The organism is Aquimarina rhabdastrellae (assembly GCA_947387485.1).
Classification (GTDB): Bacteria; Bacteroidota; Bacteroidia; order Flavobacteriales; family Flavobacteriaceae; genus Aquimarina.
Window position 1 is genome coordinate 39,004 of record CANDNT010000007.1, and the last position, 12,183, is coordinate 51,186.

Genomic DNA, 12,183 nt, shown 5'->3' on the forward strand with positions numbered 1-12,183 from the left:
AGATTTTTATGCTAAGCATTATGCTTATATCTAATTTATATTCATTATGCCATTTCGCGGAGATAATTCATGAATTTTTCTTTAAAGCTTCTAGAAATAGGAATAGTACTTTGATCTTTCATCACGATGTAACTACCATCTTTTCTGTCTACATGATCTATGAATTTCATGTTAATTATATGCGATTGATGAACTCGAATAAATTGAAGTTTATTTTTGAGTATGCTTTCGTATTCTTTAAGGGCTTTGGGAGAAGTTACTTTCTTGTCCAGCGTATATATGTCAACATATTTTTTTTCAGAATGTAAACGAACAACGTTATTAATTTCAATAAGATCTATTTTGAAACGTCCAATAACAGCGAGCGTTTCTTGATCTGGATTCGATAAATTATGAGAAAGATTTTCTTCAAGTACTTTTAAATCATTTCGACGAAAAGGCCTTTCAATTACTTTTTGTATTGCATTAATAACGTCATTAATCAACACTGGTTTGCACAAATAATCAATGGCACTTACTTTAAATGCTTGGATAGCAAATTGATTAAACCCTGTAGCAAAAACAACATCAAAATTGCGATCTGGAAATTGTTCCAACAAATCAAACCCTGTTCCATCTGGCATGAGAATATCTACGAAAACAATATCTGGCTGCTGACTTTGAATAACTTGATACCCCTCTCTCACACCTCTTGCTTCTCCTACTACTGCTACACCTTTACAATAGTTTGTTATAATTTTCTGAAGCTGGTTTCTAGCTTGTTCTTCATCGTCAATAATCACTATTCTCATGACTCTATTTTTTTATTAATTATAGGAAGTATAACAACTGCTTCAGTTCCTGGAAGTTCTGAATCTTCCAATAAATCTTTATAATAGAAAGAAGTAGGATCTCCATAAAGGGATTGGATTAAAAATAAACGTTCTTTGATGATCGTTTGCCCTAAAGAGCTCTTATCTTCTACTAAAAAATCATGTTGTTTGATTGAATCATTTCTTCCAACTCCGTTATCTATAACACTGCATTTGATATAATTATCTATCAATTCAATTACTAAAGCGATGTGTCCTCCATTTTCGAGACTCCCAACTCCATGAATAATTGCGTTTTCCATTAAAGGTTGAAGAAGGAACGGAGGAATCATCGTTGTTGATTGATGAATTCTATCGTCACATTGAATACTGAATGTAATCTTATCATTAAATCGAACAACTTCAATCTCCATATACATTTTGATGTACTCCATTTCTTCTTCGATCGAGATTAGAATTTCACGAGAACTTTCAAGATTAGAACGCATCAATTGAGAGAATTTACCTAAATATTCATGAGATTTAAGAATGTTATTTTCTAAAATATAATTTTGAATTGCATTTAATGCATTAAATATAAAATGAGGGCTCATTTGTCTATTGAGTCCATCCAATTGACTTGTAGAAAGAGCTTGTTGAAGTTTTAACCTTTTTTGAGCGACTCGTCTTTGATAACTAAACACAAATAATACAACACCCAAAATTAAACCTATTACAGATAGTTTGAACCAAACAGTTTGCCAGAAGGGAGGAAGGATATTAAAAGTAAATCCAGCTTTTGAAGTCCATAAATGATTTTCGCCTTGTGCCTGAACAATGAATTGATAATTTCCGGGAGCAATTTTGGGAAATGAGACTAAATTTGAAGAGGAATAATGCCACGAATAATCCAACCCTTCTATTTTATACCGATACCGCAATTCTCCTTGCAGAATAGGATTGATGTTTGTAAAACCAATCTTCAGATAATTTTGATCATAATTCAATTCATAATGCTTTTCTAAAATAGTATCTCTATCATTAATGAAAATATTAGTAATGTAAAGAGGTGAGGTATTTTCGGTACTTATTATTTCTTCTGGTTTAAAACGAAATAACCCGCTTTCACTTCCACAATACACATAATCTTGAAATACTGCTAAATCAAAAATATAATCCGAAGGAAGTCCATTATGCTTGTCATATTGTCGAATAGTGTACCCAGTCAATGATGGAATTAGCTCGAAAATACCATGAGATGTGGCTGCCCATATATGACCATTTTCACTTTTTTCCAGAGCATTGACACTATATTCTATTCTGCCATTAAGGGGTAATGTATATGACGAGTCATCTTCGTAAACAATCAGCCCTTGATTTTCTGATCCAATCAGAATCAATTCATCTAACGGAAGAAAGCAATTGGCTTTACAATTTAATATTGAATCCTCAAGCCCCATATTGATCAGCTTTTTATCGGGAGTCCATTTCCATATACTACTTAATCCTGAAATCCAAATATTTCCTTCTTTGTCTAGAGTTAAGTTCGAAAAACGATGTTGACCAACATCTTCCTCACTATAATAAATAGCATTTCCGCTTTGATCAAGTTGTGTTAATCCATATTGATGACTTAACCAAAATGTGCTATCTACTTTAATGGTTTGGTATCCATAAAGAATTTTTCCATAAGCAAATGGAACATTTTTTATAAAAGAAGATCTTATAATTGTTTGATCTTTGGATCTTTTAAGCTGTTTTTTATTGATAAACTTCGTTGAAGAGGTTACATCAGCATTTACTATTAATTCCTTGTTGTCAAAACCCAAATTCACATTTTTAATTCTATATATGTCATTGGTAAACGGTGTGAAATCAATTTTATTTAAATAACTGTTTTGATCTAACTTATAAAGTGTATTCCAATCGGAATCAAAATATAGCTGATCTTTCATGACTGTCACCAACCTAGTAATATAATTACTGTTTGATAGTTGAAGGGTTTCGACAGATTGATGTGGCATATAAAAAATACCATTATCAATAGTAGAAAACCAATGACCTCCATTTTTATCATGGAAAATGTGAGAGATACTATGACCATTTAGAAAGTTAATGGGTGATTTAAAGGTGGAATCGCTCTCTCTGTATAGATACACTCCTTCTCCCCTCATTCCAAACCAAATATTTTTTTCCCGATCTGAATAAATATCAAGTACTTCCCCTTTAATACTAAGAGGTATTTCATTCGACTTTTTTTCATCAACTTGAAAGAAACCGGAGGGCGTTATAGCAAAAATGTTTTCTTCACGTCGTAACCACTTAGCACAAGAATGATTATGAATTTTGTGCACAGTACTTCCTTTAAATTCTTTCAAAGAATATTTACTTACTGATTTGCTTTTATTATCGATATGGGTAAGAAAGTACAATTGAGTTCTTCCTTTAGGATCATATTTTCGAAAATTAAGCCAGGAACCAGAGTCGGTTTCAATACCAACATATCCATAATCTAATACTTGCTCATTAATGGAGTCTTTTGTAATTACTCCTTCTGAGTTGATCTGGTATAATCCCTTATTAGTTCCGAGAGAGACATTACTTTCTTCATCTACATAAAATGAATGTAATAACGTACTGTCATCAATTTCACTGTTAATGACAGCGTTATAAACATAAGGTTTGAACTTCATGGTAGCTCGATCCAAATAAAACAGCTGACTATTTAAAGTTGCTACCCATAAAACTTGCTGATGGTCTTCCTGAATTCCCACAACATTATTAAACCGAAGTCCATGTTTTGAATTGAATGTCTCAAATGTTTTTCCATCAAATTTTGAGATACCATTATCGGTTCCAAACCAGAGATAATGGTCATGATCCTGAAATATATAATATACTTCATTACTCGGCAGTCCATCATGAACAGTATAATTAATCGTATGTGGCACAAAAGATTCCTGAGCAAATGACAGACTGAAAAGTAGCCATAAGAAAAGGAAAATTAATGTTTTTAAATACTTATTCAACTTTCTCAATTTATCTTATTAAACTATAAAAATCAATGATACCTGACGGCGCTAAAAAAGAAAATTATAGCAGCAAAAAACAGAAAACTTAATAATTGAAAAATTCTTTTTTGAATTATTATCATTTTGATTTTACTGGTATAATGCTTGTCTTTTATTATACCAAAAAAATTATATTATTCATAGGAAAGGATTTAGATTTTTTAGTAGAAAAGCTATCCGTTCCGACTACTACGGTTACTACCTATATTGAGTTAAAACTATTGATAGAGGAAGAATCAGCTGAGATTGTTTCTTATTTTGTACTCTACACTCATTGTAGATGTAAGCATAAATCCAAATTGAAAGTGATTCAAAAGTCCCATTATAAGAAAAGATCCTAAAGCTGAAGAGCTTTTTAAAAAGCCTTGAAGATTTTAGCAAACATAAGTCTTAGGAATTTAAAATATTAGTAATAGACAATGTAGCTTTTCATGCCACAAAAAAAATAATCTTACCAGAAAATATAGTATTACTTAATATTCTCATAAGTATTCAATTAACACAACGATAGACTCAATATATAAACACTATAACTTAAAAAACCTTTACACTTATTATTTTCATTTTTGATTCAGCTAATCTCTTTTCTCTAAAAGCCAAAAGCGAGTTACATTATTGTAACTCGCTTTTGGCTTTTGATATCTTATTAACTATTTTATTTCTTTCTAAAATATACTGATACTGGTACTCCGTTAAAGTCAAATTCCTTTCTCAACTGGTTTTCTATATATCGCTTATATGGATCTCTTACATATTGTGGTAAGTTACAGAAAAACGCAAATTGTGGTTGAGGTGTAGGTAATTGCATACAGTACTTAATCTTTACATATTTTCCTTTGTATGCTGGTGGTGGATAATGTTCTACAATAGGTAACATAGTATCGTTCATCACACTTGTCTTGATCTTTTTTGACCTGTTTTTATATACCTCTACAGCTGTTTCTATAGCCTTATAGATACGTTGTTTTGTCAAAGCAGAGATAAACACTATAGGCACATCTGTAAATGGTTCTATTTGTTTTTTGATGTGTTTCTCAAAGTCTTTTAAGGTATTGCTTTGCTTATTCTCTACCAGATCCCATTTATTGACTAAGATCACGATTCCTTTACGGTTACGCTCTGCCAACCAAAATATATTTTGTACCTGAGCATCAAACCCTCTTGTTGCATCTACTACTAATAGACATACATCACTATGTTCTATAGCTCTTACAGATCGCATTACTGAGTAAAATTCTAGATCTTCTTTTACCTTTGATTTACGACGAATACCTGCAGTATCTACAAGGTTAAATTCAAATCCAAAACGATTGTATTTTGTATCTATCGCATCACGTGTTGTTCCTGCAATATTGGTTACGATATAACGATCTTCACCTATTAACGCATTAATAAAAGAAGATTTCCCTGCATTAGGTCGCCCTACTACTGCAAATCGCGGTAAGTTATCATCTATTACTTCCTCTTTTTCTGGTAGTACTTCTACTAGCGCATCTAGTAATTCTCCTGTTCCGCTTCCGTTAATACTGGCTATAGTGTAATATTCTCCTAATCCCAGGTTATAAAACTCTACTGCATCTGCTTCTCGCTTTGCATTATCAACTTTATTTACCGCTAATAATACTGGCTTTTTTACTTTTCGCAATAGCTTAGCTACATCCTCATCCATTCCTGTGATTCCTGATTCTGCATCTACCATAAAAATAATAGCATCTGCTTCGTCTATAGCTAATTCTACTTGCTTATCTATTTCTTCTTCAAATATATCATCACTTCCTACAACATATCCTCCTGTATCTATCAACGAAAATTCTCTTCCGTTCCAGTCACTCTTTCCATAATGGCGATCTCTAGTCACCCCACTCACGGCATCTACTATCGCCTCTCTTCTTTTAATCAATCGATTAAAAAAAGTTGATTTTCCTACATTAGGTCGCCCTACAATCGCTACAATATTACTCATCGTACTAGATTCTATATTTTTTTGCAAAATTATACTTTTTATTCTAGGAGCAATACATTTAGGTTTTATATTTTTATTTTTCTATTTTGTGAAGCTTTTTCTTTTTGCTAAGTCTTGCTTAAAACAGGCTACCATCATTTTATATAATTCTGGGTGTTTTCGTTTTAATAGTTTAGGTCTACTAAAAAAATATTCTGAAGCTACAGCAAGAAACTCAGTTTCTGATGTCCCTCCATAGTTTCGTATATCTGATTTATCTTTATTTATAGCTTCCATTTTATGATGCATCAATTGCAACCATGGTATGTATTGATGATTTTCTAATAATGCCTTTGGAATTCCGTCTATTGCGCCATCACTTTTATCTAATAAGTGTACAAACTCATGTATCGCTGTATTTAATTTATCTGAGTTGTTATCAAATCCATGATGCAATGCTTTTTTTGACAATATCATTTGATTTTCAAAACGTCCTGTTCCTACTAATCCTGCAATAGCTGCTATCCCTTCTGGATTTTCGAAGTTGAGGTTTTGATCAAAATAATCTGGATAAATCAATACGGTTTTTAGATTCGTATATTTCCAACTCTCAAAACCAAAAATAGGTATGACTGCACTAGCTGCTATTAATACCTTATCCTCGTCTGTAATTTCTGTTTTTACACCTTCTATTACTATTTCGCTCAAAAATCGCATTACCTCATCTTCAAATCGTCTTTGATCTAGCGATAATAATCTTCTATAGAATACAACTTTTTGTTCTAAGATTTTTCTCCACGCTTCGGGTATTGGCGCTATTACGGTTTTTTCTTGTTTCTTTTTTAATACTAAAAATAGGAGAATTGTTATGCATACTATTCCTATAATAATCAGTTGTAATTGCATTATCGTTTTTTTGCTTTAATGAATCACTATCATTTTTTTGATAGCCGGCACAAAAATACTAGTTCTTAAAAATAACAGCCTACACTTTAGCCTTTGCTATTTTTCGTAAGCGTGTGAAAACAAAATTTTATTATGGTTGTTATTGCTCTTATTCACCTAAGTATTTCTAAAACAGCATTTAGTATCCTACCATTTTTGTTGTGATAGTTTTTCTATTTAAACGAAAAAAGGTCAACTGCTTTTGTATAGCAGCTGAACCTTTTTCATAATTGATAGTTAGTCAGTGAAATAATTTCTAGTCGCAAATATAGAATACTCCGTTTCTATGTTGTCTGTGGCTTTTCCACATTGTTTTTACGGATGTTTATGCTCTTTATACAAACAAAAACGGTAAGTTTCAAAAGATGAAAAACTTACCGTTTTTATATTAAACATTTATTGTATGCTATTTTTTTTGATAACCAAATCGTCTTAATTGACGTTCGTTACTTCTCCAGTTTTTATTGACTTTCACATACAATTCTATATGTATTTGTTTTCCAAAGAATTGCTCTAAATCTTTACGTGCTTCCATTCCTACTCGTTTAAGCGCGCTTCCTTTATGTCCTATAATGATTCCTTTTTGAGAATCTCTTTCTACCATAATCACCGATCTAATTCGTATGATCTCCTCATCTTCTATAAACTCTTCTGTTTCTACTTCTACTGCATACGGAATTTCTTTTTTATAATGCAATAGAATTTTTTCTCTTATCGTTTCATTTACAAAGAAGCGTTCAGGTTTATCTGTTAATTGATCTTTTGGATAAAATGGTGGTGATGCTGGTAATAACGATACGATACGTTCAAACACTTCTTTTACATTAAAGTTCTCTAATGCCGATATAGGATAAATCTCTGCATTAGGTACTTTTTCTCTCCATAGCAACATTTGTTCTTCTAGATGTTCTTGATTAGATGTATCGATCTTATTTAGTAATAAAAGTACTGGAATCTTTGCATTGGTAATTTTATTAAAAAAAGCTTCATCTTTTAATGCTTTTTCTCCTATTTCTACCATATAGATGAGTACATCTGCATCTTCAAATGCAGATTTCACAAAATCCATCATTGAGGATTGTAATTCATAGGCTGGTTTAATGATTCCCGGGGTATCGGATAATACCATCTGAAAATCATCTCCGTTTACAATTCCTAATATTCTATGTCGTGTTGTTTGTGCTTTTGAAGTGATTATTGATAATTTTTCTCCTACAAAAGCATTCATTAAAGTAGACTTACCTACATTAGGGTTTCCTATAATATTAACAAAACCTGCTTTATGCTCCATATACTTACTTTTTACTTTGCAAAGGTAGCTATTATTTAATGCGCTGTAAAAAAATCCCTATCGTTTCTATACTTATCCTTTCTCAATCTCTTTTTATGAGTATTCTATAGTCACTTTATCACTCATAGGTACGCTTTGACAACTCAATATATATCCTGCTGCAACTTCTTCTTCATCTAGACTTAAATTGTTATGCATATGCACTTTGCCTTCTTTTAACTTACATTTACATGTAGAACAAACACCTCCTTCACAAGAATATGGCGGATTGTATTTTTGATCTATTAATGCTCTTAAAATTGTTTTTCCTTGAGGTATTGTAGTTGTAATACTTTTACCATTTAAACGTGCATTAAGTGCCGCATTTGCTATTGCTGCTACTTCTTGTTGTACTACCTTACCACCAAAGCTTTCTTTGTAAATACGACTTGAGGGTACATCTATTTGCTGTAATGCTTTTTCTGTATTAGCAATCATTGCTCCTGGTCCGCATATATAATACTCTGCATTTTGAGCATATAAAGGATATTCATTAATAAACCATGTAATCGATTTCTCATCTACTCTTCCTTTTCTGTATTCTTCTTGTTTTGTATTCCATAGGTCAGACCATTTTGCTTTTGGTCTACTCAATGTATGCTCTAGTATAAATCGATCTCCATAATCTTGTAACAGCGTGTCCAATTCTTTTTTAAACATAATCGTTTCTTCGCTCTTGTTACCATAAAACATATAGACATAGCTTCTTTCTTCTGTAACTAATACTGTACGTAAAATTGAGAGTATAGGTGTAATACCACTTCCTGCAGCAAATAAGTAGTATGTCTTATAGTTTGACTTTTTAACATCTGCATAAAAACGTCCATCAGCAGGCATTACTTCTATAAAATCTCCTGGTCGTATATTATCATTGATATAATTTGAAACTAGACCATCTTTTACTCGTTTTACTCCTATTCTTAGTGGTTCTTCTAGTACTGGACTACTGCATAAAGAATAGGATCTCCTCACTTCTTCTCCGTTGATATTAAATTTTAAAGTAACATATTGTCCTGGCTTATAATCAAATGTTTCATACAGTTCATATGGCACATCAAATGCAATAACTACCGATTCTGATGTTTCTTGAACAACATCAATTACTTTTAGGTTATAGAATGTACTCATATGCTATCTTATTTATCTTGATGTTTTTCCATCCATTCTTTTACTACACTTTGAAATTTATAAATTGCATATTCTCCTCTTTGGGCTTGTGCTCCTACACTAAATAGTGGTGATTGTAATGATTTTTGTTGCTGCTCGCATGCATAAACATCTTCTGCCATAAAATCTCCAGATGCCATAGGGTCTGTTTCTGGATCACCTTCGTATTTTCCTTTATTACCATAATGTTTCCATACTTTATGCATTGAAGATTTTGTGTATTGCTTTGTGAATTCCCATTCGCTTACATTCATCACTTTTGAGCGAATCACAACTAGCGTTCTATCTGGGGCTAACGGTGTAACATGAAAGGTACTCCATGTACTTTCTCCTTCAGAAAGTCCTATATTAGGAAACAACCACGGGACATAAGCACCTATCTTATCTTCTGGAACTGAATCTATCAACGGTTGAGGTGATGCATTTTTTACATCTGCGGCATATTCTGGTACTAATGGCTCATAAAACCAATAGTGTGGTCCTATCCATCCAAATTCTGCTTTGGCATGGTCATACATATTTAAGGTTCCTTCGTGTAAATGCGCCAAGTGGTAATGATCGATATAATTTTCTACTATAATTTTCCAATTTGCATTAATCTCTTTGGCATATACGGGTTCTGTTTCAGACTCAGAATATTCGACCAATTCTTCAACAATATGTGGTCCCAAATAAGGTTCTACTTCTCCAAAATACTCCATAATGGAAGGCGCATCTTTATCTGGATGTACAAATAACATTCCTTTAAAAATATCAACAGAAGCTTCATGTAAATTAAGATCGCATTGATGTAGCTCTCCTTTTAGCTGAGGAAATTCTTCTTCTTTTTTGGGTATGCTTATCAGTTTTCCTTCTAAGTCATATGTCCAATCGTGATATGGGCAAGTAATTGCTTTTTTTCCTTTTCCTATAGCTCTTAATAATTGTGTTCCTCTATGTCTACACATATTGTGAAATGCTCTTAATCGCCCATCTCTTCCTTTTATAATAAAAATATTATTTAGCCCTGCTTGCACACTGATATAATCTCCTGCTTCTGCCACATCTTCGATAAATCCAGCAAATTGCCAAGTTTTACTAAAAATGAGCTCCATTTCCTTATCAAACCATTCTTGCGACGTATATGCTGCTACGGGTAAAGCATGCATCATTTTTGTATTTTTCGTTGTTGACATATCTTTTTCTGAATTTATCGTATTAATGTGCTCCACTTAAATTTAAACCTACAATACCGGCTATGATCAAAGCTATTGAAACTATTTTTGCAGTTGAAAACTCATCTTTAAACACCAGATAACCAATCAATGCTAGTATAGTAATTCCTATACCTGACCATATTGCATATACAGTTCCTAGCTCAAAATACTTCATAGCATATTGCAAAAGACCAAAACAGAGAATATAGGCTACCCATACGGTAATATTCCAGTATATAGCATTTTTGCCTCCCTGTGCTCCTAATTTCATTGCTGTTGTGCCTAATACTTCAAAGGCTATAGAAAGTAGTAATATGATCCACTTCATATCTTTATTGTTTTTTGGTTATTAAGAATTTAAGCAAACCATCTTGCTTTTATTCTTCTCAAACAAAGATATTTAGCACCTCATTATTTTCTTTTGACTTAAGTCAAAATCGTTATTTGTTTTTTGAAGTTCTGTTTAATTGAGTATATACTCATATACTGCAAATATGACTATCCCTACCCAGATGATGATAAGTATCCAATAGTGTAACGGAGATTCTTTACGTGATGTTTCTTCTACAAAGTGTATGGTTTTGGTTTTTAAGGCATGAAGTATTCCTAATACAATTAAAGCGATCCAAAACCATTGCCAATCAAATACAATGGCAAATACCATCATGATTAATGCGGTGGTTGTCTTCCACTTTTTCATAAGTTTTTCTCTACTTATTCTTAATAATCAATAATCAAAACCGAAAATGAAAATAAGGCCATCCATATCCACGAGATTACAATAATCCAGTACAACCATGGATTTTCTTCTTTATCTATAGGTTCTATAAAATATGTTTTTCCTCTAAAAATATCTGGTATAACCCAAAATAAAAACAAGATTCCCCATGCCCATTGCCAATCCATTATGGTCACAACATATAGCATAATTAACCCAATAATTGTCCTCCACTTTATAGAGTTTCTATTATGTTGTTTATTTGCAGTTATAGCCTTACGTTTTTGCATTTGTTCTGTTAATTTAGATGTACTCATGAGTCTATTTCTTAATGTTATTCGAAATTGCTGAAGGTTAAACATAAGCGTACCTCATCCCTTTTTGATTAAAATACAAACTGTTAATCAAAGTATTACACTTAAATTTAAAAAAATTACTGCTTAAAAATCGAATTTAAATCTCAAATAAGATTTATTTTAATATTCTGAATCTCTTGAGCATTTTCTTTTCCATATTCCAGAAAAATGCATGCTGCCCAAATAACCATCCAAATGAAACCAAAAATATTTGATAAAAAATGAAGCTTGCTAGTATAAATAAAGGCCAATAAACTATGGCTGGTAAATTTTCTGTATTTAAACCTATAGCTTTTAAAATAGGTCTACCTACCATAACAGAAGTTGAACCTGTGATAGAAAACACAATAAAGATCACAATCATCTCCCACCTGTACTGCACTTGCCAGCGTTGTTCTACTTTATCAAATATTTTCAAGGTTATTTTTAATAAAGCATACGCTATAATGATTGTTACTACAGTTACTATCGCATAATTATACGCTGGTGTACTTAATACTGGAATAATAAGGTTTGCTAACTTATAGCCTATATATACTAATGCTGCTACTCCTATAATTAACCATAAGTATTGCCATGTTTTTTCTATCTGCCAATATGCTCTCAACTGCTTCATACTCTTCTTATCTTTAATCGCTTCCCTCTATTTTATTTCTACTATAAACTA

The 12,183-nt window shown here is 32.1% G+C and carries 11 protein-coding genes; all 11 read right to left on the reverse strand.

What is annotated here, in order from left to right; translation table 11 throughout:
- Nucleotides 1-44: 44 nt before the first annotated feature.
- Nucleotides 45-791: a LytR/AlgR family response regulator transcription factor gene (locus tag ACYEKI_RS11975; protein ID WP_459211431.1), complete on the reverse strand. Its 747-nt coding sequence runs from the start codon at nt 789-791 to the stop codon at nt 45-47.
- Entirely contained in the window at nt 788-3,820 is a 3,033-nt protein-coding gene (locus ACYEKI_RS11980; protein WP_459211432.1) for a sensor histidine kinase, read from the reverse strand. Before ACYEKI_RS11980 ends, ACYEKI_RS11975 begins: the two co-directional genes overlap by 4 nt.
- Before the next feature lie 697 nt (nt 3,821-4,517).
- The gene (der, locus tag ACYEKI_RS11985; protein WP_459211584.1) at nt 4,518-5,825 is read right to left on the reverse strand and encodes a ribosome biogenesis GTPase Der; all 1,308 of its coding nucleotides are present in this window, start codon (nt 5,823-5,825) and stop codon (nt 4,518-4,520) included.
- An 81-nt stretch (nt 5,826-5,906) separates the two neighbouring features.
- The gene (locus ACYEKI_RS11990) at nt 5,907-6,710 is read right to left on the reverse strand and encodes a M90 family metallopeptidase (RefSeq protein ID WP_459211433.1); all 804 of its coding nucleotides are present in this window, start codon (nt 6,708-6,710) and stop codon (nt 5,907-5,909) included.
- A 445-nt stretch (nt 6,711-7,155) separates the two neighbouring features.
- A complete protein-coding gene (gene era / locus ACYEKI_RS11995) occupies nt 7,156-8,040 on the reverse strand; it encodes a GTPase Era (protein WP_459211434.1) in 885 nt (294 codons plus the stop codon).
- A gap of 93 nt (nt 8,041-8,133) precedes the next feature.
- Entirely contained in the window at nt 8,134-9,207 is a 1,074-nt protein-coding gene (locus ACYEKI_RS12000; protein WP_459211435.1) for a 2Fe-2S iron-sulfur cluster-binding protein, read from the reverse strand.
- Nucleotides 9,208-9,215: 8 nt separating this feature from the next.
- The gene (locus tag ACYEKI_RS12005; RefSeq protein WP_459211436.1) at nt 9,216-10,421 is read right to left on the reverse strand and encodes an aromatic ring-hydroxylating oxygenase subunit alpha; all 1,206 of its coding nucleotides are present in this window, start codon (nt 10,419-10,421) and stop codon (nt 9,216-9,218) included.
- Nucleotides 10,422-10,443: 22 nt separating this feature from the next.
- Entirely contained in the window at nt 10,444-10,770 is a 327-nt protein-coding gene (locus ACYEKI_RS12010) for a DMT family transporter (protein ID WP_459211437.1), read from the reverse strand.
- 135 nt (nt 10,771-10,905) lie between these two features.
- Complete coding sequence (locus ACYEKI_RS12015; protein ID WP_459211438.1) at nt 10,906-11,142, reverse strand: hypothetical protein; 237 nt, start codon at nt 11,140-11,142, stop codon at nt 10,906-10,908.
- Nucleotides 11,143-11,162: 20 nt separating this feature from the next.
- Nucleotides 11,163-11,477 (reverse strand): hypothetical protein, encoded by a 315-nt coding sequence (locus ACYEKI_RS12020; protein WP_459211439.1) that lies wholly within the window; start codon nt 11,475-11,477, stop codon nt 11,163-11,165.
- 154 nt (nt 11,478-11,631) lie between these two features.
- Complete coding sequence (locus ACYEKI_RS12025; RefSeq protein ID WP_459211440.1) at nt 11,632-12,132, reverse strand: DUF6787 family protein; 501 nt, start codon at nt 12,130-12,132, stop codon at nt 11,632-11,634.
- Nucleotides 12,133-12,183 lie beyond the last annotated feature (51 nt).